The sequence below is a fragment of the Streptomyces sp. Tek67B01 genome, assembly GCF_055231995.1.
Map to the genome: position 1 here is coordinate 51272 of NZ_JBUYUY010000002.1, position 23329 is coordinate 74600.

At 69.6% G+C, this 23329-nt stretch carries 20 protein-coding genes, 2 pseudogenes and 1 CRISPR repeat array; of the genes and pseudogenes, 9 read left to right on the top strand and 13 right to left on the bottom strand.

Features of this window, described 5'->3' with window-relative positions; genetic code table 11:
* Positions 1 to 43: 43 nt before the first annotated feature.
* Positions 44 to 835: a hypothetical protein gene (locus tag ACV7NM_RS33690; RefSeq protein WP_463414206.1), complete on the top strand. Its 792-nt coding sequence runs from the start codon at positions 44 to 46 to the stop codon at positions 833 to 835.
* Between the two features lie 299 nt (positions 836 to 1134).
* Here the strand turns inward: ACV7NM_RS33690 and ACV7NM_RS33695 are convergent.
* A pseudogene (locus ACV7NM_RS33695) lies at positions 1135 to 1975 on the bottom strand (hypothetical protein).
* The gene (locus ACV7NM_RS33700) at positions 1972 to 2706 is read right to left on the bottom strand and encodes a MerR family transcriptional regulator (protein ID WP_463414207.1); all 735 of its coding nucleotides are present in this window, start codon (positions 2704 to 2706) and stop codon (positions 1972 to 1974) included. The pseudogene ACV7NM_RS33695 and the gene ACV7NM_RS33700 overlap by 4 nt, the downstream one beginning before the upstream one ends.
* A gap of 53 nt (positions 2707 to 2759) precedes the next feature.
* Between ACV7NM_RS33700 and ACV7NM_RS33705 the strand changes: the two are divergent.
* A pseudogene (locus tag ACV7NM_RS33705) lies at positions 2760 to 2993 on the top strand (ATP-binding protein); the annotation flags it as partial.
* 54 nt (positions 2994 to 3047) lie between these two features.
* On the opposite strand, the gene ACV7NM_RS33710 reads toward ACV7NM_RS33705, so the two are convergent.
* From ACV7NM_RS33710 to ACV7NM_RS33725, 4 genes are read right to left on the bottom strand one after another with little or no spacing between them, the layout of a single operon-like run.
* The gene (locus ACV7NM_RS33710; RefSeq protein ID WP_463414209.1) at positions 3048 to 4349 is read right to left on the bottom strand and encodes a hypothetical protein; all 1302 of its coding nucleotides are present in this window, start codon (positions 4347 to 4349) and stop codon (positions 3048 to 3050) included.
* 49 nt (positions 4350 to 4398) lie between these two features.
* Positions 4399 to 4614: a hypothetical protein gene (locus ACV7NM_RS33715; protein WP_463414210.1), complete on the bottom strand. Its 216-nt coding sequence runs from the start codon at positions 4612 to 4614 to the stop codon at positions 4399 to 4401.
* Entirely contained in the window at positions 4611 to 4877 is a 267-nt protein-coding gene (locus ACV7NM_RS33720; protein WP_463414211.1) for a hypothetical protein, read from the bottom strand. Before ACV7NM_RS33720 ends, ACV7NM_RS33715 begins: the two co-directional genes overlap by 4 nt.
* Positions 4874 to 5617 (bottom strand): AAA family ATPase, encoded by a 744-nt coding sequence (locus ACV7NM_RS33725; RefSeq protein ID WP_463414212.1) that lies wholly within the window; start codon positions 5615 to 5617, stop codon positions 4874 to 4876. The genes ACV7NM_RS33720 and ACV7NM_RS33725 overlap by 4 nt, the downstream gene beginning before the upstream one ends.
* A gap of 69 nt (positions 5618 to 5686) precedes the next feature.
* On the opposite strand from ACV7NM_RS33725, the gene ACV7NM_RS33730 reads away from it, so the two are divergent.
* Positions 5687 to 6838: a HEAT repeat domain-containing protein gene (locus tag ACV7NM_RS33730; RefSeq protein WP_463414213.1), complete on the top strand. Its 1152-nt coding sequence runs from the start codon at positions 5687 to 5689 to the stop codon at positions 6836 to 6838.
* 131 nt (positions 6839 to 6969) lie between these two features.
* On the opposite strand, the gene ACV7NM_RS33735 is transcribed toward ACV7NM_RS33730, so the two are convergent.
* The 3 genes from ACV7NM_RS33735 to ACV7NM_RS33745 all read right to left on the bottom strand — a co-directional run bounded on the left by ACV7NM_RS33735 (position 6970) and on the right by ACV7NM_RS33745 (position 9205).
* Complete coding sequence (locus ACV7NM_RS33735) at positions 6970 to 7377, bottom strand: hypothetical protein (protein WP_463414214.1); 408 nt, start codon at positions 7375 to 7377, stop codon at positions 6970 to 6972.
* Positions 7374 to 8243: a hypothetical protein gene (locus ACV7NM_RS33740; RefSeq protein WP_463414215.1), complete on the bottom strand. Its 870-nt coding sequence runs from the start codon at positions 8241 to 8243 to the stop codon at positions 7374 to 7376. The genes ACV7NM_RS33735 and ACV7NM_RS33740 overlap by 4 nt, the downstream gene beginning before the upstream one ends.
* Positions 8244 to 8536: 293 nt before the next feature.
* On the bottom strand, positions 8537 to 9205 hold the full coding sequence (locus ACV7NM_RS33745; RefSeq protein WP_463414216.1) for a TetR/AcrR family transcriptional regulator: 669 nt from the start codon (positions 9203 to 9205) through the stop codon (positions 8537 to 8539).
* 57 nt (positions 9206 to 9262) lie between these two features.
* Between ACV7NM_RS33745 and ACV7NM_RS33750 the strand changes: the two genes are divergently transcribed.
* The gene (locus ACV7NM_RS33750; RefSeq protein WP_463414217.1) at positions 9263 to 10711 is read left to right on the top strand and encodes an MFS transporter; all 1449 of its coding nucleotides are present in this window, start codon (positions 9263 to 9265) and stop codon (positions 10709 to 10711) included.
* A gap of 525 nt (positions 10712 to 11236) precedes the next feature.
* A CRISPR array of direct repeats spans positions 11237 to 11875; the repeat unit is 29 nt; unit sequence CTGCTCCCCGCGCCCGCGGGGATGACCCC.
* A gap of 568 nt (positions 11876 to 12443) precedes the next feature.
* Complete coding sequence (locus tag ACV7NM_RS33755) at positions 12444 to 12569, top strand: type I-E CRISPR-associated protein Cas6/Cse3/CasE (RefSeq protein ID WP_463414218.1); 126 nt, start codon at positions 12444 to 12446, stop codon at positions 12567 to 12569.
* A gap of 281 nt (positions 12570 to 12850) precedes the next feature.
* On the opposite strand, the gene ACV7NM_RS33760 is transcribed toward ACV7NM_RS33755, so the two are convergent.
* Entirely contained in the window at positions 12851 to 13690 is an 840-nt protein-coding gene (locus ACV7NM_RS33760) for a glycosyltransferase family 2 protein (RefSeq protein ID WP_463414477.1), read from the bottom strand.
* 47 nt (positions 13691 to 13737) lie between these two features.
* Positions 13738 to 15099 carry a tetratricopeptide repeat protein gene (locus ACV7NM_RS33765; RefSeq protein ID WP_463414219.1) on the bottom strand — a complete coding sequence of 454 codons (1362 nt, stop codon included), beginning with the start codon at positions 15097 to 15099 and terminating at the stop codon, positions 13738 to 13740.
* Positions 15100 to 15252: 153 nt separating this feature from the next.
* Here ACV7NM_RS33765 and ACV7NM_RS33770 point away from each other — a divergent pair, with 153 nt between their 5' ends.
* Positions 15253 to 16347 carry an NAD-dependent epimerase/dehydratase family protein gene (locus ACV7NM_RS33770; protein WP_463414220.1) on the top strand — a complete coding sequence of 365 codons (1095 nt, stop codon included), beginning with the start codon at positions 15253 to 15255 and terminating at the stop codon, positions 16345 to 16347.
* On the opposite strand, the gene ACV7NM_RS33775 is transcribed toward ACV7NM_RS33770, so the two are convergent.
* Positions 16344 to 17171 (bottom strand): glycosyltransferase family 2 protein, encoded by an 828-nt coding sequence (locus ACV7NM_RS33775; RefSeq protein WP_463414221.1) that lies wholly within the window; start codon positions 17169 to 17171, stop codon positions 16344 to 16346. The genes ACV7NM_RS33770 and ACV7NM_RS33775 overlap by 4 nt on opposite strands.
* A gap of 134 nt (positions 17172 to 17305) precedes the next feature.
* Here ACV7NM_RS33775 and ACV7NM_RS33780 point away from each other — a divergent pair, with 134 nt between their 5' ends.
* The 3 genes from ACV7NM_RS33780 to ACV7NM_RS33790 all read left to right on the top strand — a co-directional run bounded on the left by ACV7NM_RS33780 (position 17306) and on the right by ACV7NM_RS33790 (position 21153).
* Positions 17306 to 18007, top strand: a complete 702-nt coding sequence (locus tag ACV7NM_RS33780) for a DapH/DapD/GlmU-related protein (RefSeq protein WP_463414222.1) — start codon at positions 17306 to 17308, stop codon at positions 18005 to 18007.
* Positions 18008 to 18293: 286 nt separating this feature from the next.
* Positions 18294 to 20390 carry a zinc finger domain-containing protein gene (locus ACV7NM_RS33785; RefSeq protein WP_463414223.1) on the top strand — a complete coding sequence of 699 codons (2097 nt, stop codon included), beginning with the start codon at positions 18294 to 18296 and terminating at the stop codon, positions 20388 to 20390.
* 502 nt (positions 20391 to 20892) lie between these two features.
* Positions 20893 to 21153, top strand: a complete 261-nt coding sequence (locus tag ACV7NM_RS33790; protein WP_463414224.1) for a hypothetical protein — start codon at positions 20893 to 20895, stop codon at positions 21151 to 21153.
* A 271-nt stretch (positions 21154 to 21424) separates the two neighbouring features.
* Here the strand turns inward: ACV7NM_RS33790 and ACV7NM_RS33795 are convergent, their stop codons facing one another.
* A complete protein-coding gene (locus ACV7NM_RS33795; protein WP_463414225.1) occupies positions 21425 to 22123 on the bottom strand; it encodes an HNH endonuclease in 699 nt (232 codons plus the stop codon).
* Positions 22124 to 23329 lie beyond the last annotated feature (1206 nt).

Sequence of the window (23329 nt, forward strand, 5' to 3'; positions counted from 1 at the left end):
GCCGACGGTCGGCGAGATCTCCGCAACGGCCTAGGCTCGGCGCGTGGACCCCGTCGTGCTCGCCTGTGCCGTCGTCCCCGTCACTGTCCTGCTGTACGGGGTGCCAGTCGTGCGCGACCGCCTGCGCGCGCGGCTCCGTGCCGCGCCCGTCGACCCCTACCGCGCAGCCGCCGGGCGTTGGTTCACCGAGGACGACGTCCAGGCGGCCGCCGCCCAGCTCCTGCTGGACGGCCTGGTCACCATCAACCATCGCGGCAATCTGGCACTGACCGAGACCGGCGCGGACGTGGCGCGCACCGCCGGGCACCCCCTGCCAGACGCCCTGCTCGCTGCGCTGCGCCGGCGTACCGCCGCCACGACGCTCGGCATCATCGCCTTCCACGACCCGGCCTTTCGCGCAGCCCATGCCGAGTTCCACGGGGGTCCTGGCGCGTCCCGCGCCCGCCGGGCGCGCACCGCCTCGAGTTGTCTAGCGGCCACCGGGATGCTGCTTCTTATCGGGGAGCTCACATTCGTGTTCCTGGCGCTGCTCGACCGCCTGCCGCAGGGACCCGCGCAGTGGGCCGCGACCGCGGCCACCGGCCTCGCCGCGCTGGCCCAGCTCGGCCTACTGGCGCGCTATGGCGACAGGCCCGGCGCAGACGGCCACCGCGGCGCGGCCTCCGAACCGCATGTCCCGCCCGCCCTGCACCCGGCTCTCGCGGAACTGTCCGAGAAGGCCCCGGAGGCCGCGGCCTGGCTGCGTGCAGGACGGCGGCGCACGACCCGTCGCCGCAACCGCGGACGCCGACGACGCCGTGGGCGCGGAACCGGCGTCGGTAGGGAGAATCCGTAGGAAATTCGCGGTAGGCGTCAGGTGGAGCCCGGCAGGAGCCCCTGTGCCGCTTCCGACGCTGATCGTCAACCGGGACGCCTGGCCATGACGACCACACCCGGCCCACTCCACTCGTCCGCGGCGAGCGCACCGCGTCCTCGTCGCCGACGTGTGTGCTGGCGATGAGGTGCCCGCCCGGCTTCAGGACGTGCGCGAAATGGGCGAGGACCTGGGGAAGGATCACGGGGGAGGTTGAACAGTGACCACCACCCGAGGACGCCGCCGAGGGAGGCTTCACCGAGGTCGACCGACGTGCGCCCTCATGCGGGCTGACGGAGTGCGCTGACCAGTGCGCGCGGGTCGTCGGCGTGGAAGCGGATGGTGTGGGCCTCTTCCGTTGCCCCAAGCGGGCGGGTGAAGGGGAGCGGCCGGTTCAGCTCCAGGGTCACCGAGGTCTGGCTGCCCACGATCAGGTCGAGGACCCCGTCCGCGGAGAGGGTGATCAGGCTGCCTTCGGGGATAGCGCCGGTCGACCCGGACCGAGGCCACCGCGTCCGGCGGTACGGCGAGGTCGAAGAGGGCTCCGTAGCGGATCCGCAGAGAGCCGTCGGGGCGCACGACGTGCGGCCGGGTGACGCAGGCGGCGTGCAGGGCCAGCACGAGGACGACGCCATACAGGTCGAGTACCAGGATCACCCGGTGGACCACCGGCCAAGGGATGAGGAAGGCCAGGCCCACCGTCTCGATGACCATCACGAAGAGCAGCCCGTACATCATCGCGGTTTGGGGCCCGGTGTACGCGGCAGCAAGGTCCCCGGGGCGCACCCCGTGCGTGCCGCGCCGCACCCACCGCCCCAGGGAGGCGAGGGCGCGCAGCTCGTGGAGGACCAGGCGGCGGACCGTCACCGGCACCGCATCCTGTACGGCAGCGCGCCGCGCCGCCCGGCGGTCCGCGCCGCGGGCGCGCGCGGCGATGTACAGCGAGCGCAGCACCCAGGCCTCCAGCAGCAGCACCGCGAGCACCAGCGCCTCGGCGCCCGCTAGCACCCACCCGGGCGGCCTGACCCCGGCCACCAGGCAGGCCACCAGTGCCAGTTCCCCCGGCAGCACGGCGGCTACCGCGACCCGCGCCGCCCGTACGCCCCTTGGCCGGCCGCTCATCCCCGGCCCCTCTCCATGAACGCGTCCATGAGCCGGCCCACGACTTCCGCCTGCGCGGGGGCGTACTCGGCGAGCAATGCCTCCTTGAACCCGGTCACGACCGCCCCGTCCTCAGGAATTGCGGCGAACAACTCATTAGGGACGGCTGCCATCAGGTCAGTTGCCAGGGGGGCGATCCGCGGATCGTCGGCGGGGGCCTCGGCGAGCGCGTCCAGGCACTCATACAGTTCGACGACCGCGGGATCGGCGATCAGGGTTTCGAGCAGCGCGAAAATCTCTTGGCTACCGGAGCTGGTGGCGTCCATCAACGTGAGGCACTCGCGGTCCTTGGCCGCGCTCGGCGAGTCTGTCTTGGGGGCCTGTGCCAACAGTGCGGCGAGGGCGGGTGAGACGGGCCCGGTCGCGCCGGGCGGCTCGGCGAGCAGGGCGCTGAGCCGGCAACGGCGCTCCCGGATGGCGGCCTCCTGGCGGGCCAGGTCGGCGTCGAGTTCCTCCAGCACCCCGGCCAGTTCGCGCCCGGCATCATCGGCGATGACGTCACGCACTTCATCGAGGCTGAGGCCGAGTTCGGTGAGCTGGCGCACTCGGGCGAGCAGGACGGCATCGCGGACGCTGTAGGCCCGGTAGCCGTTGGGGCGCCGTTCCGGTTCCGGAAGCAGACCGACATGGTGGTAGTGCCGGATCGCCCGGGTGGTGAGTCCCACGAGCGCGGCGATCTCTCCGATTCGCATGCCGCCAGTAGAAACCCTGCCGTTGCGTCAAGGTCAAGCCTTGAAACGGATCCGGCTCCCGGGTCAAGTACGTACTGGCCACCAAACTCGTCAACGAACTCGTGGAGGCCTCCGACGAGAAGCTGCTGACCAAGACCATCGCCCGCTACGGACGGGTCGATCTTCTCTGTATTGACGAGATCGGCTATGTGGAGCTGGACCGGCGCGGAGCCGAACTGCGGTTCCAGGTTCTGCCGGAGCGTGAGGAGAAGAACAGCGTGGCGATCGCCTCCAACGAGTCCTTCTCCAAAGCGCACATGTTCCGGCGAACCTGTGCGAGGTGCTGCCGAAACTTCACGGGTTCAACCGGCGGGCGCCACCGTTACGGTCACGGCGTCGGGAATCAACGCGATCAGCTGTTGAGACCAGCAGTCCGACTGCTGGGTGGCGACCTCGGCTCCACACGCAGAACAGACAAGGTTGGGGCCATCCAAACCATCGAGACCGCAGCATCCGTTGAGGCGTCCGCGGTCAGGGTGTTTGACCGCTCCCGAGACGTTGTCGGGATTGAGGATGAACACGCTGGTGTGAGGGCTAGTCGCGTACGACCCGCGCGGCATGAGGGGTGGCAGAAACCTGTGGCCTGGGGACTCCTCTGTGACTGGCGGCGGCATTGGCACTTCCCGAAGGTCGGGGCTGATTCGCTGCTGACAGGTAACGCAGGAGAAGACCGTCATGGCCGCAATTCTGCGTGAGTCTCTGCTGCCGGCTCCCATCACTCCCGGCTCGGCTCCGCAGCCGGGAGGCGACCCTCGTCGACGCGGTCGGCGAGGTAAATCAAGGTGGCTTGCGGGTCCATTCCAAAGGCTGCGACGACTTTTGGTGCAGTTCAGGCGGCCATGGCCGCAGCGGGGGAGTCGAGGGCGACGCCGCGCAGGGGCGCCGAGGACGTAGGCGTCGAAGCGGTTCTGGTGCTGGACGGCGACGGCGAGGCCGGCGGCGCGGCTGCGGGCGTAGTGGGCTGCGGCCGGGCTGGCTTCGGTTCCGGCGAGGGTGCGGTCGGTAGCGTCGGCGGCGAGGCGCCGGATCCACCACCCGGCGGCGGACGCGCGGCGGGCGCGGGCGGCGTCGTCGGCCAGAGACTCGGCCTTCAGGCCGCTTGTGGTGTCCGGGCTGCCGGACAGCCGCCAGGTCTCGCGCCGCTTGCCCATCTTCTCAGGGTCCGCGTCCCAGTCGGCGGCCCAGCGCGGGGCGAGCAGCGGCACCTGGTGGTCGATGGCGTCCAGGACGTCCCGGCCGCATGCTCCCAGGGCCTGCCAGGAGTCGGTCTCCTCCACCACACGGATCCGGTGGGAGAGCAGCCGGTAGGGGTAGTAGCGCCGGCCCCAGTTGCCGGTCTCGCCGAGCGGCTCCACGATCCACAGCCGGACCGGCCAGACGGGCCGGATCCCGGTGTCCTCCAGAACCTCGCCGACGCGCTTAACCATGCGGAAGCACGAGAAGGGGCTCTCGTCGAACCACTTGGTGCGGCACGGCGTCGGGTGCTCGATGACCTGGCCGACGGCGTCGGCGAGGCTGACCGGGGATAACCGGCGGCTGCGCTCGATGATGCCGTCGGCCGGGGTGGCCATGTACCAGACAGGTGTCTTCGGGGTGCGTGTCACGAGGTCCTCCAGAAGGTGTGCGGGGGCGGCCCGGTGCGGGCCGCCGAGGTCACAGGGGCAGGTCGAGGTTGACCGTGATGGGGGTGCGGTGGTCCCCGTCGTCGCGGCGGGGGTCGTGGACGGTGCGGCGGTGCGCGGCCAAGCCGGCCGCCCCGCCCTGCACCGGCAACTGACACTCGTCACAGCCGTACTCCCACACATCAGCGGCCGGGAGTTCGCCCGGGGTGAGGGGATGCGGGTGCGGCCCGTCGGCGGCGCGGCTCACCGGCCCTCTCCTCCCGCCAACTGCCGGTCGGCCAGCGCCAAGAGCTCCACGCCGAGTTCCGGCGCGGACAAGATGGTGCGCAGGATCGAGGTCATCCCGTCACGCTCGATGGGGCCCAGCCGGTCCCACATGGCGTGGGCGTCCTCGTGAGCACCGACGGCCTTGAGGTAGTCGGCCTCGGTGCTGGCGGTGCGCTCGGTGCCGCACCGGCCGCACCGGAAGACGACCTGGTCCCAGCCGCCGGTGGGGGTCTTGGTCCTCATCCGCTGATCGCCTCCAAGGCCTGCACCTCGAGGTCGGCGCGGCCCTCGGTGTCGACGTCGTGTTCGTCAGCCTCCTGGCCGATGTCGTCGGGGCCGCCGTGGAAGACGCAGACGGTGTCCCGGTGCGGTCCGGCGGTGCTGGTGTGCGCGATCAGAAGGTCGGTCACGTTGTGGACGGCCTGCCACGCCGGGGCGTCGCATTCGTCGTCGTACGGGCAGCCCACGAGCAGGGCGAAGCCAAGGTCGCCTTTGCCGTCGACGTCGGTGCGCAGGGCGAGGACCAGGCGGTCCGGTCCGAGGCGGATCTCGCCGACGCGGTCGCCGTCGGCGAGCTGGGAGCCTTCCCGCCACCGCCACAGCGGGAGCACGTCCGCGCCGAAAAAGCGGCGGACCAGGAGCAGTTCGCCCAGGCCGTCGTTGCCGTCCCGGCCGAGGTCCGCGCGGCGGGTGTCGCTGGCGCGCTTGAGGAGCGGCTCCAGGCGGTGGATGTTGTCGGCGAAGACGACGTGGTCGAAGCCCTCGGCGCGCAGGCCGGGGAAGGCGGCGACCATGTCGGCGTGCTGGCGGCGTACGACGTCCTCGGGCACGGCGCGCGCGGGGACGCGGTCGGCTTGGCGCTCCACGCACACGGAGAGCGGGGTGGCGACCAGGAGAGCGACGGTGGGCACGCCGTACGAGCGGGCAACTCCGAGGAGGCCGGCCCGCACGTGCTCCTCGGTGTTCGTGGCGTTCCCTGTCAAGTTGCTGTGTGCAGGGATACACGGGAAAAGCCGTTGGCTGTCGGTGTTCCCTGCTGGAACGATCCTGGAATGACCGACCACCGTGACGCCGTCCTCCGCCTGTGGGGGCGCCAGCTCTACGAGCGACAGGACGAGCCACTCGCCTGGGCGGAGGCAGTACTGGAGGCCACCGGCCGACAGCCGACCGCCGTCACCGCGGCGATATCCGGCCGACTCGGCGCCCTCTCTGGTTCCCCATCGGACCGGGCAGATCTACTGTTTCGTACGGTCGCCAAGCTGGCCGCGAACCTGCGGGGCGACGGCCACTACGACGCGGACGTCGGCACCCGAATCGGCCCACTGGCCCTGCAACTGGGCGAGCTCGAACCAGCGCTCGCCGGCCCGCTCGGGGACGCCCTGGGCCACCTGCCGGACGGGCCGGCATCCCTCGTCACCGTCCACGCGGCCGAATTGAGCGGGAACCACACGATCCAGCTGCGGGCGATCGACGCCCTGCTGGAGTGGGCCGAGCTCGCCCATCCGCAGGCCCTGGCAGCCCTCTCCGAGATCGCCTCCGACCACCGGACGCAGGACGTCACCGTCTGGACCAAGGCACTCAACCGGATCGCCCTGTTCGGCCACGCGAGCCTCGAACCGGGCCTACTGCGCGCGCTCGCCGACACCGGGCACCGCGGGGTGCGGTGGTCTGCGCTCGCCTGTGCCGAACTCGGCTTCCGCCGGGCCGTTCCGCTGATCACCGCCCTGCTGGAGCATCCAGATCCGATGGTCCGCGAGGGTGCCTGCGAGGCGCTCGGCCTCTTTGGGGAACGCGCCGCCGTGCCCGCCCTGACAGCCCTGCTGAACGACGGGACCAGTTGGGTCCGCAGCAGGGCCGCCATGGCGCTCGGCCAGATCGGCGGCGACCGGGCACGTGCTGCGCTCTGGCAGGCCATGATGGAACGCCGGAACCCGAAGGCCAGTCATCTCGCCTCGGCGATCGCCGCTTTCGGCCCGTCGGTGGTGGACGACCTGATCACCCTCACCGCCGATCCCGACCCGGACCTCCGAGCACTGGCCTGCCGCGCTCTCGGCTCAACCGCCGACGACCGGGCCCTGCCGGCACTGGAACACCTCGCCGCCCACGACCTCGCCAAGACCACCCTCGGCGGCCTCGTGGCAACCGCCGCCAAACAGGGGCTGCGGACCGCGCACCGCATTCGCGCACGCACCGCATCGACCTGAGCTCGACGCTCGTCTCGACTGACGTTCATCCTGAGCCCAGGGCCACGTGGCACGAGGAGACCAAGGCGTGTTCTCAGATCACTGCGAAACCCGTTCCTGGTTTCCACATGCGCAGCCAGGCAGCTTGGGTTTCAGGTCGGCGGGCGCAGGTGGAGGATGTTGCCGATGTCCTTCAGGGCAGGTCCCGGTTGGTCGTGGTCGTGTGTGAGCACGGCTGCGGCAAGGGTGAGCCGGGTGATCTGCTGGCGGAGGTCCTGGATCTCGGCGTTCTGGTCGGCGATGGTCTTCTTCAGCCGAGTGACGGTTTCCCGGAGTCGCTTCTCGGGTTCGGGGACCTGGCGGGTTTCGGTGCGGACGCGCTCGTAGAACTCGTTCTTGAGGTCGGCGTGGCGTTTCATGAGGGCCATGCGGTGCACGCCGGCTTCGACGGCCAGGGCGGTGGCGGTGAGGCTGCCGTTGGAGAGTGTGGCCTGGCCGGTCAGGAGGCGGTCCGTGGCCTTTCGGATGCGGGTGCGCTCGTCGTCGTGGGTCGGGTTCATCGCAGGGCCTCGGCGCTCTGGGCGGTGGAGTCGTGGGTGTCAGCGGTGGCGCGCAGGCGGGCGGCGTTGGTCCGCAGGCGCCGGGCGAGGGGTGGGGGCAGGCGGTCGGCGAGCTGGTCGAGTTCGGCGGCGCGTTTGCGGAGCAGGAGGGCGTGGCCGTCAGTGCGGACGGTGTTCGCGCAGCCGGGGCGGCAGTCGTACTGGCGGGGTGCGGTGGCATCGGGGGCGGGTTCGCACATGGCCACGTCGTGCTTGAAGGCGCAGATCAGCAGGGCCTCGGGGTTGTCGTAGAGCACGATGCCGTCGCGGGCGAGGTAGGCGCGGGCCTTGTGTACGAAGGTGCGCGGGACGATGCGGCCCTCGAAACGGGGGGCTTGGGCGGCGGCCGTGAGGGCTCGGCGGGCGGCCGGTCCTGAGAGGCGTTCGCCGGCGGCGAGCCGGTCTCGCAGGCGGGCGGCGGTGTCTGCGGCGGCCAGAGCGGTTTCGACGTCGAGGACGGTGTGGATGCCGCCGCGGCTGCGAGTGCCGTAGCGGCTGGAGGTGCGGGCGTCCAGGACGGTGCGCATGTGGCCGTACTGGATGGCGAGCGCGACCAGGCCGCCGGGGCGGCGGGCGATGTGCCAGGCCAGGGTCCTTCGGAAGCGGCTGACCTGGAGGGGTCCGTGCGGGTCGTCGGGGACGAGTTGGCCGACCAGGTTGTGGGTGGCGGCCTCACGGTTGACCCAGCTCACGAAGTCCTTGATCCGGATATTCAGACCGCCGGACTTCAGTACCCCGCTGCGCTGGCCAGAGCTGAAGAGAAGCTCGCCTTCGGGGACCATCTTCTCCAGCACTCGGATGGCCTGGACGACCGGTGTGATGGCCACCCAGGGCACAGCGCGGACCTCGCCAGCCGACAGGTGGTGACCGTCGAGGTCCGTGACGTTCTTGAAGTGGCGCGAGCGGATCAGGTGACGGCCTGGGATGCTGTCGGCGGCGGGTTCGAGGTCGGGACAGCACCCGGAGCGCAGGTTCAGAACTACTGGCGGGAGGGGGTTATTCCGACCGTGCACTATTCCGTCATTCCCGCCCACGTTTGGGGCCAGCGGGCGGGGTCGTGCCCGTGATCGGTTGGGAGTGTCCAGTCAGCGGCCAGGCGCGCATCGTCGGCGGCGACCCGTCAGCCGGCGGCGAAGAGACCATCCACCAGGGCTCGGAGCCCATCCAGGTAGGTGTCCTCGGCGGTCAGCGGCGCCCAACGGTCCGCGACCTGTGCCAAGCGGGGTAGCTCGCTCGCGTCGAGATCGGCGAAGACTCGCTCCCGGTAGGTATCACGGTCATCGTCGGTGCGCCGCCGGGCCGCTGTCGTCCGGATCACGATCTCTCCGGCGGTGTAGTACCAGATCGCGCGGTACCCGTGTACGGCCCGCTCGGGAGGCAGGCCGCATTCGACCAGGCCATCGACGATCTGCTCGACGAACCACAGGGCGGATGTGGACATCAGGTCGTCGGCGGTCAGCACCTCCACGATCCAGGGGCAGGCGGCGAGCGCCTTGTGGATCGCGGCGGCGGTGACGATGATCCGCTCGCGAGGCTGGGCGGGCAGTTCGGGTCGGTGCAGCGTCCGCGCGGCGTAGTCGTCCAGCAGCAGGACGAGCAGTTCGTCCTTGTTGCGGACGTGGTGGTAGAGCGCCATCGGCGTACTGCCGATCTCTGTGGCCAGCCGCCGCATGGTCAGCCGGTCCACGCCTTCCGTATCCACGATCCGGCGAGCCGTCTCGACGACCTCCTCGCGGGAGATGCGTGGAGGTCGGCCGAGGGCTTTGCGCGGTGCGGACGGTTGCGGCATGCCCTCATCTTCCCCCAGGACTCGACAGCGGCGATCCTCTGAGGCTACTTTCCTTACATGTATAAAAACTTAGGGGGGCGTCCCGGCGTAGTGCTGGCGGCTGCCGCCGTCGCTCAGTTCGTCTTCGCCCTGGACATGTCGGTGGTCAACGTTGCACTGCCCGCGATCCGCACCGCGCTGGGATTCGCGCCACTCGACCTGTCGTGGGTCGTGCACGTCTACGCGCTCACCTTCGGCGGCTTTCTGCTGCTGGGGGGCCGTGCCTGCGACCTGTACGGCCGACGTCGGCTGTTCCTGCTCGGCCTAACCGTCTTCGGGCTGTGCTCGCTGGCAGGCGGGCTGGCTCAGGCGCCCTGGCAACTGATCACCGCCCGCGCCGGGCAGGGCCTGGGTGCCGCCGCGGCTGCCCCAGCCGCGCTGGCGATGCTCACTACCACCTTCCCCGAGGGTCCCCGGCGTGTCCGCGCCCTCGGGGTGTGGAGCGCCGTGAACGCCGCGGGGGGAGCGCTGGGCGTGCTGGCAGGTGGATTGCTGACCGAGTACGCGGGCTGGCACTGGGTGATGCTGGTCAACCTGCCCGTCGTGGCGGCGGCTCTCGCGCTGGCTTGCGCGGGCGTGCCCGCTGGAGCGCAGCCCGTCCGGCGCGAGAGGCTGGATGTGCTCGGCGCCGTCCTGGCGACCGGCGGAGTCGGGCTGCTTGTGTTCGGTGTCGTACGCACCGGCGCCCGAGGGTGGGGCTCCCCGGCCACGTTGGCGACCCTCGCCACCGCGGCCACGCTGTTGGTCGCCTTTGCCTTCGTCGAAACCAAAACCCCCGCACCGCTGTTGCGCCTCGGCCTGCTGCGCAGCCGCTGGGTCGCCGGCGCCAACGTGCTGGTGTTCCTGGCTGCAGCCGGGCAGTTCGCGGCGTTCTACTTCGTGTCCCTGTACATGCAGCAGGTCTTGGGCATGAGTGCCGTGGCGACCGGCGCCGCGTTCCTGCCCTTCTCGGCGGGCCTGGTAACGGGCACCATCGTCGCGACTCGCGTCACCGCGACCCGCACCCCCCGCTCATCCCTGGTGCCCGGCGCCCTGCTGGCCGCTGCCGGCCTAGCTTGGTTCGCCTTCATCAGCCCCGGCGGCGGCTTCCTCACCGACGTGCTCGGCCCGTCCATCATCACCAGCGTCGGCACCGGACTGGTCCTGGCCCCGGTCGCCGCCGCCGCGACCACCGGCATCGTCTTCCGCGAGGCTGGCATGGCCTCCGGCCTCATGAACAGCTCCCGCCAACTCGGCGGCTGCATCGGCCTGGCCACCCTGGCCACCCTCGCCGCACACCGTACCGGCACGGCCACCGACCCCGCTGCACTCGACGACGGCTACGCCATGGGCCTGGCCGTCGCCGCCGCCCTCTTCGTGCTCGCGGCGGTCGTGGCGATCGGCGTGCTGCCCGGCCGCCGGGCCGAAACACCTGACCCGAAACCCGCCGTCCCCGCAGAGAACCGACTGGAAGGAACGCCGTCATGACGACGACACCCATCTCATCCAGAAAGACATGGCGTGTCAGACCTGCTCGGGACGTCCTGCAGCTGGGACGGACCGCGTGAGATGCGGAAAGAACCAGGTGGCCAGGATGGTGTCAACGGTCATTCAGAGCGGCGACAGCACCTTTCGGAGCCTCCAGCCGCTTATCCCCGCGTGTGCGGGGAGCAGCCGTCCTTGTCGAGCGTGGCCGCCTGGCCGCCGGTGTCATCCCCGCGCGTGCGAGGAGCAGAGTTGGGTGCCGAGATGTGCAGGCGTCGGGCCGGGGTCATCCCCGCGTGTGCGGGGAGCAGGTCTACAACACCACGAACGGCACGCTCCCGGCGGGGTCATCCCCGCGCGTGCGGGGAGCAGACACGCTCCCTGTAGAGCTCGGTGTGTCGGTCGGGGTCATCCCGCGCGTGCGGCGAGCAGAGTCGAACCGTTCGTCACTGGGAGCAGGGCAACGGGTCATCCCCGCGTGTGCGGGGAGCAGTCCTCGGTCTGGCCCTCGAACTTGAGCTGCTCGGGGTCATCCCCGCGCGCGCGGGGATGACCCCTCGGGGGTCTCGTTTCGGATGGCGTCGCGCTCCTGCTCCCCGCGCCCGCGGGGATGACCCCGGTGCGACTGGTCCAGGTGGCCATGTCGGGGTCTGCTCCCCGCGCCCGCGGGGATGACCCTTCACCCGCAATTCCGAGCCTTATGGCTGCCGTCTGCTCCCCGCGCCCGCGGGGATGACCCCCTGCCGCCGCTGCCTGACGGCGCCGGAGCCAACTGCTCCCCGCGCCCGCGGGGATGACCCCACGAGCGCCAACGCGGGGCTCGACCACGGCCACTGCTCCCGGCGCCCGCGGGGATGACCCCGGGATCGTGGCCTCGGCGTGCCCGATCTCGGACTGCTCCCCGCGCCCGCGGGGATGACCCCGGAGACCCCATGTCCGCACCGTCCAAGGTCATCTGCTCCCCGCGCCCGCGGGGATGACCCCATCATCGTCCAGCAGATCCGCAAGGGTGCCGACTGCTCCCCGCGCCCGCGGGGATGACCCCCCGCGGCTGCGGCCAACGGGCCGGTCGGTGGTCTGCTCCCCGCGCCCGCGGGGATGACCCCCGAACGACCCGACCGTCCTGGTCGACAAGGAACTGCTCCCCGCGCCCGCGGGGATGACCCCTGCACGACCTCTTCGTACGTCTTGAGGGCCCACCTTGGAGTTCCTGAACGCACTGCAAGGGAGGCGGAGTCGGGGGGTACGGACGGGAACCGACGGTACAGGCAGACGGTCACCCGGAGGGGGCAGCACGCCCGGCCCGTGCGTGCGGGAGCCGGTCCCATACCTATGGCAGGGACGCCGGTTTGCCGTCTGGATCGTTGCGCTGGATCGACTCACGTGCCGCTGCCGAAGCCGGATACTGGTGCGGACAGCCTACAGACGGGGTATTGCGATACGGCCAGGGCCCGGATTCACCCCAGCGTGCAGCGGGTGAATCCGGGCCCTGGCCGTTCTCTGGTCTGGTTAGGCCATGGTGGTGTGTCCGTGTACCGAATTCCGGAGATCCCCGGCCCAGCCGGGCAGGCTCCTGGTCTCGACCCCCTCGACCTGGTCGACGGTGGCGACCCCGTCCCCGCGCTGCCCATCCTTGACGTACAAGTGGCCCGGGCGCAGCGGACCGTCTTCACCAAGGCGACGGACAGCGCGACCGGAGGCCCGGGCCGGAACGGGCGGGTGACGGTGACGTTGGATGGGGCTACGAGGGCACCTCACCGTCACCGACCCCGCCCTCCTCACCCGAGCGCTCCTCAACGGGATCAGCTCCGGCAAGGCGTACGGGTGCGGAATGCTCACCCTCGCCCGACTCGCCAGCTGACCACGAACTGTCGGTTCTCTGCCCGGTGGGGGATGATCCTGGTTGCGACCCACACATGCACGTTCTGGTGTGCGCTCCCTGCCGGGTCAGAAATACGGAAGGCCCTGCGCGGCTGCCGACCGACCTGCGACAGCAGGCCAACGGCCGCCGTGGAGCCATCCGTATGCTTCAGTGCTCGCCGCGCTGCCGGGATGACCCGCAGACCTGTGGCCGACGCCCGAAGGATGTCCGGCTGCTTCCCGCACGCCCACCGTCACCTGGCTGGCGCCCCATAGAAGGGATCAGATGACCGGCGGTCGGCCGAGTCGGGTCATCTGCCACACGGTGCGCCATCGCATGGGACGGCGTGGCGGGCATGGGGTCCGTACTCCCTCGAAGAAGCCGGCCCACCACGCTTTCAGCCCGGCCAACGGCGGGCGCTGGGCCAGGGTGTACGCCGCCCACGTGGCGAGGTAGACGGGTACCAGTACGGCGGGCAGGTGCCGCTTGGCCAGCCAGACCCGGTTGCGGCCGGTGTTGCGGTAGTAGACCGCGTGCCGGGACGCCGCCGTTCGGGGATGGGTCAGCAGCAGGTCGGCCCGGTAGTCGATCTGCCAGCCGGCGTCGAGTGCCCGCCAGGCGAAATCGGTTTCCTCGTGGGCGTAGAAGAACTGCGGCGGAAACTCGCCGACCTGGTCGATCACCTGCATGCGGATGGCGTGCGCGCCGCCCAGGAAGGTCGTGACCGGCCCGGAGACGAGCGGGTCGGCGCCGCCGAGGCGGGGTACGTGCCTGCGCTGTGAGGCGCCGTCCTCGTCCGCGATGCGAAAGCCCACGATCCCCAGGTGGGCGTTGGCGGTGAAGGCCTCTCTGACCAGGCGCAACGTGTCGGTGTGGGGCAGCAGGCCGTCGTCGTCCAAGACCAGCACGATGTCCGCACCCCCGTGGTCGCGCAGCCACTGCACCCCGGCGTTCCGGCCACCGGGGATGCCCAGGTTCTGGGGCAATTCCACGGCCGAGGCCCCGGCGGGCAGGGGCGGGAGTCTCACGCCCTGACCGAGTACGACTACCGTCGCGGGCTCTCCCTCCTGGGCCGCCACCGATTCGAGGAGGGCGTGGAGTTCCTTCTCCCGGTCTCCCATCGTCAGGATCACGACGCCAACCGTCGGCGTGCCGGTACCGGGGTCGCTCACCACTGAGCTCGCAGCAGCTCGGCGGCGCGCTGGTTCAGGGCTTCGGCTCCGGGAACCCTGCGCCTTCGGTAGCCGGCCGCCGCGGAGCGGATCGACTGGATCTCCTTCCGGTTCCGGTCGGAGGTCACGCCGTCCATGAAGTCGAGGGAGCGATTCCACAGGGCCACGGCCTCCTCGTGCCGGTGCTGGGCGGCGACCGACTTGCCGAGGTTGACCATGGTGAGGCCGTGCACGCGCTGGTAGGTGCCCGGCACCCGGCCCTTGAGTGCCGCGCGGTAGTGCTTCTCGGCCGCCCGGTGGTCCTTCATCTCGGTCAGGGTCTTGCCGGTGTGTGAGGCGATGGTGGCCGAGACCGGCCCGGAAGCCGCGGCGTATGAGGGCACCTGATCGGCCCCGGCCAGCATCGCGTCTTCGGCCGTCAGCAGGGCGGCCGCCGCCTTCTCGCTTTTTCCGCCGGCTCCGTACGCCCGGGCGCACGTGACCAGCAGGAGCGCCTCGGTCTGCCGGTCGACCCAGCCCGACGCACGCCGCAGCGCCTCCTCCGCCAGGCCGATGCACGAGCCGGGGTGGCCGAGGTCGAGCGCCTGGTGGGTCAGGGCACGCATCATCCAAGCGCCGTGCCCGGCCGGGTCGCACTCGCAGGCCAGTTGGAAGCCGAGCAGGTAATAACGTTGGGCGGCGCCCTCGCGACCCAGGTCGTGATGCTTCCACCCGACCAGGCACGCCAGCGTGGCCGCCGCCCCGAAAGCGCTTCGTCGTACCGAATCGGAGGGAAATCGTCCCTCCAGCATCGGGACCACCGTGTCCGTCAGGTAGGCGGTCACGGTCGTCAGCCCGTGACCGCCGCCCAGCCGGTCGTCCGCGCTCCGGAACGTCTCGGTGAGCTGCCGGACGGTGGCGACTTCCTCGGCGCCGACGCCGCCGCCACGCTCGGCCGCCCTGAGCATGGCGGCGACGGCTTCGTGGTCGTAGGAGAGCGGCAGACCGACGGCGGCCGTCGCGAATGCGGAGTTGAGGAAGTCCCTGCGGCGGAGCATCACGAATCTCCCGAGGTCTGTGGCGCTGGCCAACGGATCGGCCCCCAGGGCCTCCCCGATGCCTGCGCAGCCTAGACCGATCTCGGCGAGCGTGACCTTCCGCTTCATCCTTCTGGTGAGTGCCTCGGCGATGTACGAGCGGGTCTGACCGCTCGGCGTACCGCCTGCGACCCAGGAGTGGACGGCCGAGCGGGAGGTGTGCAGCGTCTCCCCGGCCTCGGCGGCGACGGTACGAATCTCCCTGGCCAGGGCCTCGTACGTGCACCCGGCCTCGGAGATGACGTCCGCCAGCGCGGTGTTCGGGCTCCGACTCTCCGCCAACTCATGCTCCCTGGACCGACCTTGTACCGATCTTGAACAGATTGAACAGGCTGCTCCATCACCCACGGTACCTGCGCAGCGTGATCACCGCTTCACTGATTGCAAGGACGGCCGCCTGTCACGTTCCACCCGAACCCCGTTTCTGGAGGCATCGTGCACCACCGCACAGACCTCGGCGCCCTGGCCGGCGCCACCGTCCTGGTGACCGGCGGCGCCGGACTCATCGGATCCCGTATCACCGCGCAGCTGCGGGACCTGGGCGCTCACCCCACGGCGCTGTGCACCATGAGCGCCTACCCCGAGCAGGTGTACGCCGACCTGTTCGACGTCCGCGCCGACGACCCGGACATGGTCCTGGGAGACATCAGGGACACCGCGCTGGTGCGGAAGCTGGTGGGGGAATCCGACTACGTGATCCACGCCGCTGCCCTGGCGGACGTCGCCGCCTGCACCCGCGATCCGCTGGCCGCCATCGACACCAATGTGGCGGGGACACAGAACATCCTGGACGCCGTCGCCGCGACCGAGCGGGTCCGTCGCATGGTGTTCGTCTCCTCCGCCAGCGTCTACGGCGACGGCAACCCGGAGGAGACCGACAGCCCCGAACTCCTGACCATGCGCCAGCTGCTGGAATCGGTCCACGGCCGCATCCCGCCCCAGTTCCACGAGTCCACCCGCATGCGGCCGAAGTCCGTGTATGGCAACACCAAGGCCTGGGGCGAGGAACAGACCGCGCTCGTCCTCGGCCAGGTCGGCACCTCGTACGCGATCGTCCGGTACTTCTCCGTCTACGGAGAACCGCAGACCATCAAGCCCAACTCCCACTCCTGGGTCGTGGCCTGGTTCGCCGCACGAGCCCACCTCGGTCTCCCGCTCCACCTCAACGGCGGGGGCCGGCAGGTACGGGACATGGTCCACGTGGACGACATCGCCCAAGGCACGCTGCGAGCCCTGGCCAGCCCCCGCGCGCACACGGAGACCGTGAACATCGGCACCGGCGTCCCCACCAGCGTCAGGAAAGTCGCCCAGCTGATCCAGACCCACTACCCGAACACGCTGTTGCTGGAGACGCCGCTCCCGGCAGGCGACCCCCTCGGCGGGTACGCGGCCACCCGCCGCATGGAGAACATTCTGGGATGGAAGCCGGAGGTCACCATCAACGAGGGGGTGGCTCGCTACGCGCGGTGGCTCCGGGGCACCCCGGCCACCGCCCCGGACTGGCTCCGACGTGAGCCCGCCGCGGCTTAGATGACCGGCGGTCGGCCCAGTCGGGTCATCTGCCACACGGTGCGCCATCGCATGGGACGGCGTGGCGGGCATGGGGTCCGTACTCCCTCGAAGAAGCCGGCCCACCAGGCCTTCAGCCCGGCCAACGGCGGGCGCTGGGCCAGGGTGTACGCCGCCCACGTGGCGAGGTAGACGGGTACCAGTACGGCGGGCAGGTGCCGCTTGGCCAGCCAGACCCGGTTGCGGCCGGTGTTGCGGTAGTAGACCGCGTGCCGGGCCGGCGACGTCTTCGGGTGCTCGAGCACCAGCTGCGGCTCGTAGAGGATGTCCCAGCCGCAGTCGATCGCCCGCCAGGCCAGGTCGGTCTCCTCATGGGTGAAGAAGAAGGCGTCCGGCCAGCCTCCGGTCTCCTCCAGCATCGGCATCGACAGGGCGTGCCCGCCGCCGAGGAACGTCGTCACCAGGCCCCGCCTCATCGGGTCACCCGCCCGCAGCCGGGGGACGTGCCGCCGCTGGGTGTGACCGCTCTCGTCCGCGATCCGGAACGAGACGATGCCCAGCCGACGGTCCGCCCGGTAAAGGTCGGCGATCCGCCGGAAGACGTCCGGCTCGGTCAACAGGCCGTCGTCGTCCAAGTCCACCAGGACATCTACGTCCCCGAACTCCCGCAGACGGTGCCAGGCGACGTTCCGGCCGCCGGAGACCCCCAGGTTCTCCTCCAGCTCCACCGCGGTCACGCCGTCGGGCAGGCTCGGCAGAGCCGTCCCGTTTCCGACCACCACGACCCGGGCAGCCGGTTCGTCCTGCTTCGCCACGGAGGCCAGCAGAGCCAGCAACTCAGGCATCCGGTCGCCCATCGTCAGCACGGCAACACCCACACGCGGCCGCATCACGACCACCACCACTTCCTTCCGGGGCCAAGCGAACGGCGAGCCTACCTCCGCCGAACCGGGGCGCCGGACCATACGAAAGGCATCGAATGGAACAGCTCATTCTCGGCGACTACATCACCGCTCCCGCCCAGTCAGCCATCGCCACGACCCCGTACGGCGGCCTGGAAAAGTTCGAGCTCGCCGACTTCCTGACCCAGTGGACGGGCCTTCAGCGCGAAGCCCTGGTCATGCTGGGAGAGGATGGGCGCATTCACCCCTCGGCGGTCATCCACCCCACGGCCATCATCGGGGACGACGTGATCATCGGACCGGACGTCACGGTCCACGAATTCACCACCGTGAGGAAGGGCAGCGTCCTGTGCGCCGGCGCCCAGGTCGGCTTCAACTGCGAAGTCACCGCCGCGTTCGTCGGGGAAGGTGCCGTCCTCGGGCACCGGATCGGCGTCAACCGCACCATCCTCGGTGCCCGAGTGCACTTGTCCGCCGGAGTCACCGTGGCGGCGATCAACATGACCGCCGACATGCGCAAACCCGACCGAGAAGTGATCATGCGGACCGCCGGCGGCCTGTACCGGTCCGGCACCACCCAATTCGGAGCCGTCATCGGCGACGACACCCAAACCGGCAACAACATCAGCATCGGGCCCGGTGTTGCCATCGGCCGCCGCTGCCAGATCACCAGCGGCGTAACACTGGCCATCCGGACCGTCCCGAAAGACTGCACCGTTACCGCCCCGCACACCATGGAATCCAGCGTCCGTCGACGCCGGAGCACGTTCACAGGCTGATCCACAGCTGGTCATCCTCTGCAGGACTGTCGGGAGAACACGGTCTTGCCAGCAGCAGCGGCGTGGCGCTCGACGTGAGCTTCCCGACGAAGTCTGCGCCCTGATCGTCGCCCTCAAGCTCCTGGAGGGCGACGACAGCGTCGAACCAGATTCGCCGCACTACTGCGCACACATGCCGTGCCGGCGGCTCGGAACACAGCCGTCATGCAGCCATCCCCGCCGTGAAGGACGGCGTGATCTCGCCGATCGGCGGTGGAGCGGGATCTGAACTGGAACGATCGTTGAGATGAAGGGGGATGCCGTGCGGGGTGACAGGCGACGGATCCAGACGGCGGTGCTCGGCGGAGCGGACTCGGATGAACCGTTGACGCTGCCGATGGAAGCGATCGAGCTGGACGCATTCCGTCGTTCTCACGAGAACGACACCTTTTGGTGCGGGACACTGCTCGGCGGGTGCGGCGGCCAAGTGACCACGAAGCTCTATACGGATCGTGCCTGTCACTTCGCACATCATCCGGATCCGGACGGGTTACCCCATGCGTGCGAACGCCGCTCCCGCGGAGTGGACAGCGCAGACCACCTCTATGTGCGGTCTGCGGCCGCGGCCTGGCTCGCCGGCCGCGGGGAGCAGGCCACCTTCGAGTACACCCGCACGGAAGGCGCACCGATCGGGTCTGTGGTGGATGTGCGCTGGCGACGTGGTGCTCTGCGGGTGCATCTGAACCAGGCGGTGGCACCGGCGTGGGACGACGATGTGGAGCCGGTCCTTGGGACGATGGTGCCGGTCGACCGCGACACTCTGATTCGCCGCTGGTACGTGCATCGGATCCGCCTGGACAGCGTGGGCACCGCACGCCACGTGCAGATCGGGACCGAGGCGTTCGCCAGGCCAATCAAATGGTTCGCTCTGGACGAGTGCGAGATGACAGAGCGTGGATTGTCGACGCCGGCGGTTGAAGAGATCGTTCAGGCCCGCCATGCGCCGCGTCCCTCGCTGTGGTCGCCCGGCAAAGCAAGGAAGGTGCCGGAGCCGGAGGCGCGCGCCCAGGCACTGCTGCGCCGACTGGTGTATTCGCGTCGGATCGCGTCCGCGTCCTTGGCAAGGCAGGTGTGCGGGGAGATCGAGGATGTGACCGGCGTGGAGGCCGAGCTCCAGGGCCAGCTCGAGGCTGCCGTGCGCCACGCGAGGATCTGGCTGATCGAACAGAACGAGGAGCGCCGCAAGCTGTTCGACAACTTGCAGAAGGCAGTGGCCGCACAGCAGCCTGGGCGGGTACGCAGGCTTCTGATTCGCGCCAACGCGACGGCAGCAGATAATCACACGGCCACCGAGTCCGCCGTCTACGATCGGGCGATCAAATACTTCGAGAGCCTGGACGACCTCACTCGGGACGCGGTCGAAGCGGAAGCCGACACGGAGAAGGAAGCAAAAAAGGCTGCGGCTCGCGTCCGCAGCGCCCTCCATCGCCTTCGCGGGTACGACGCATACACGTTCGATCTGCGCCCTCAGATAAAGGAGCTTCTGCGGTCCGCAGCCTCGGCTGGAGAACTGCTGAAGCCTGCTGAAGTCCGACGTGTGGAGGTCTGGAAGAAACGGGCGGCACTGGGACCGCAGGAGCAGCTGCACGTAGCGCGGCGGCACTGGATCCAGCGGAACTGTCCGCGCTGCAACGCGGAGCAGGGCAAGGACTGTGTGCTGGTCGAGGGGCCTAGTAGTGGGAAGCCGCGCAAGGATGGCCACAACGAGCGGCTGCAGCTGATCGTGGACGAGCGGAAGGCCGCCCAGAAGAATGCTCGGCAGGAGGCCGAGGCTTCTGCCGAGCCGACGCAGCCGGCCCTGGAAGCGCGCGAGCCTGAAGTCACCCCTACAAGTCCCCTCCTGGGGTGGCGGCCTAAGGCCTACCGAGAGGGCCAGGCGCAGGAAGCGGCGAAGAAGACCGCGGCCCGGCTACACCACCAGGTACCACGCGGCGACTGGTACCGAATGCGGTGTCCGCGATGCCACGCTGGACCGGGCAAGCTGTGCGACAACGACGATCGCGTCGGGCCCAGCCAGAAGCGGCAGCTCCCCCACGACGAACGCCTGCGCCGTGTTCTACAAAGCGACGACCGCATTGGCCGCGGAGAGAAGCAGAAGGGCGCCCGCGACGAACGTCAGCACCAAGCCCCGCTGCCTGCCCCTGACAAAGCCCGCCCTCCTCGGCCGCGCGGGGGAAAGCGCGAATCGCAGGAGAGCGCGGGCTCGGCGGCGCGGACCTGGCATGCGATGGAGGTCACCTGCCCAAAGTGCCAGGCCGGACCGGACTCTCCCTGCATGCCTCACGGTCCGCACCATGAGCGGGTGGAGTGGGCGAAGGAGTTCACCCGCAAGCTGTGGGGCTGAGGGAAGGCGGGCTGAAAGCCGTAGCAGAACTCGTCCCAGAGCACCGGAGTCTTCTCCCTGGGGCGGCGCACCTTGAACTGGGCGACCACGCCGGTGTCGAAGGCGTGTCTGTGCAGGAAGCGTGAGATGACGACAGCGCTGTTGATCAGCAGACGCCCGTCCCAAAGGGACCGCCGGGCGGTAGGGATCAAGGCAGGTGAGGGGACTGGTAGGGCCTAGTCGTCCGCGGACCGATCTCACAGCCGCACTTCGCTCTCCCCGCCGTGCTCGCTGCTGCCGAGCCCGATCCGCTCAAAGCGGCTCTGGACGCGGTGTGGCATGCGCTGCACACGCACGGAGAGCACTACCCCGAGCTGCTGAAGGAGATCTGGACAGTCTGCTCCGGGCGGGCGCGCAAGTAGGCAAACCCCTCGGTCCGTCGACGCAGCTCCCTCTTCGGCCGCGCCTGGCCGTTGCCCGTCACCGGTGCTGGCCGGGGAATCGTTCCTCGTACAGTGCGGGGATGAGCCCGGACCGCTACCACGTGACCATGACCTTCCAGAAGGACGGCCCCGCCGTCGCCGGAACCTGGGACAGCGGACCGGTGGCCGCCGGCAGGTTCCAGAAGTTCCTCGGGTCCCACGGCAGCCTCGAAGGAGTCGAGATCATCTTGCGGGCGGAGACCGGCGGGAAGCGGGCGCGACTGCGGACGTGGACCAAGGAGGGCGGCCTGGTGATCCACCGCGAGCTGTACGGCCCCGGGAATGGTAAGCAAGCATGTTGAGGTGTCGCGTATTCGCAGCCGAGGCGTGTACACGGCCTGAGGAGGTGACGGCCAGTGATGCCCGGGAGTCACGCTCTCTGCTGTCGGCATGGGCGCAGAGGTGGAGGTATGACCCCTGAGGAGGGGCTTTCCGAGCCGCCGCGTCTTAACAGCTCGGATTCTGCCACGGTTCCAGGGTCGACCGGGGACGTGCGGTTTCCAGTCAACCCTGATGTTCGTGCAGGTCAGCGGCGGCGAAGTGCTGTACCGACCTCTTCTCTCGCCTGCACAACTATGCCTCGTCGTCGAGATCGCGCTCCCTGTCAGCGAGGTACTCCCGGACGAGGCGGCCGAGTACTTCACCCTCGTGCGCGCGCTCGTTGAAGACGGCGCGCTGGAAGGCTCTGACCTCCTCCCGCTCCAGGAACGCGTGCAGGAGCCTCGACTGCGGATGGAAGTAACCGCAGCAGATCAGGCGCGTGCAGTACCCCTTCAGCTCCCTGACCTTCGGGGTACGCCATGGGTAGTGCGGGTACCCCTTGAGCTCCGCCTTGCAGCGATCGAGGATCTTGAACAGCTCAGTCTTGTTCCCCCACTTCTCCTCGCCGTAGTGCAGCTCGAACCACTCGCGGCGATCCGCGTCGGCTATCTCTCGCTGGACACGTTCCACGCGCCTTGTGATGCCGGCGAAGACCTTCGGGCTCATCCTCCACTTGGAGCGCGTCAGCTCCGGATATCGGTGGCAGATGTCCATATCTACAACCCAATGCGCGGCGCTCTCGTGCTTGCTCTTCCGGAGGTTGCAGGGCTTGCAGGCCGGGACGAAGTTCCACCAGATGTCGTGGCCTGCCCCGGCGATCGGCCTTTCGTGGTCCAGTGTGGTGGACGGGGAGCGGCCGCAATACACGCACAGGCCACGTTGCGCAGTCAGCACCATCAGCCACACCCAGGCCTTCTGCTTGCCTCTGTCACCTCGGCGAATAGCTTCCACTGCACCCCTCCTGCCCGTAGCTGGCTAGGCGGGATCGTAAGACAGGGCGCTGACATCCAAGGGCGGCCCTCGGCCGCCACAGCCGCTAGCCGTCTTCGCTCTATGGTCGCCCTCTGGGCGGCACTACTCCTTCACCCATTGCACGCCTTCGCCTGATCCAGCGCGTCACGGCGATGGCAGCCTTCACCAGGCCCACGAGTAGGGGCGCCAGGAACCCAGCCGCGATGGCCGCGATGGCACTCGCGATCACGGCCGGGATGAGAAGGAGGACGATGAGCGTGAGCCTCGCTGGCAGACTGTCGAAATAGCCGTCAATCTCGATCCACAGCCACACCGCCGCGGACAGTATGCCGAGACAGAAGACCACGGCCGCCGTGGGCCGGACCCTGTCGGCGGCCGCCGGTCGGCACTGGCTCCGCGTCGTCTGCACCGAGACCGGCACCGAGGGCGGCACCCGGGCAGACCAAGTCGCGTGCGCTGGACCGCCGGCAGATGCCAGCGGCGGTGGCCGCGGCGGATTACGGGCAGTGGGCGCCCCACCGTCAGTCTGACGCCGGAGACGTGCTCCAGATACCAGGAGAAGTCCTCCCCACCCTGTTCCGGTTCGACTTGCATCCGTAGTGCGGGCCGTGGACCTTGTGCGGCCCCAGACCGACCAGTCCGGGGCCGCGCCACTCTTCTGGCTCAAGGACCGACGAGCCTGTGCAGCGCGGTCGCGCTCACTCCTCCCGCCGTTAAGCCAGCGAGTACGGCCCCGGCTGGGTTGCCGGTGCTGAGGTACGTCAGCCCACCGACGATCAGGGCGATGAACCCTGCCCCGACCAGCACAAGGAAAGCGTGTCCGGTCAACAGGGCACCTGGCTCTGCACTTCGCAGGCCATCGAGGGGTAAGGCCGTACGTGCTGACGAGATACCGTCGTCTACGGGTGCAGTCATGCAAACTCCATAAGTTCGAGTTCATCGAAGGGGACACGAACCGACCGCACCATCACGGGAAGCCCTCTGCCGCACCACGCCGCCCAAGCATCGGTGCCGCAGTGGGGCTTTCCCGCCTGTCTGCGATCGCCTACCTGGAGAGGGTAGGACGGTAGGGGGGTAAGACCGACCCTTAATCAAATCCTCGCCTGCTGCCAGCCCCTTGACATACCCCGGGTACCCGAGGTACCCCAAGGGCATCCAGGAGCTCCGCCGCGCGGCCGGGGACGG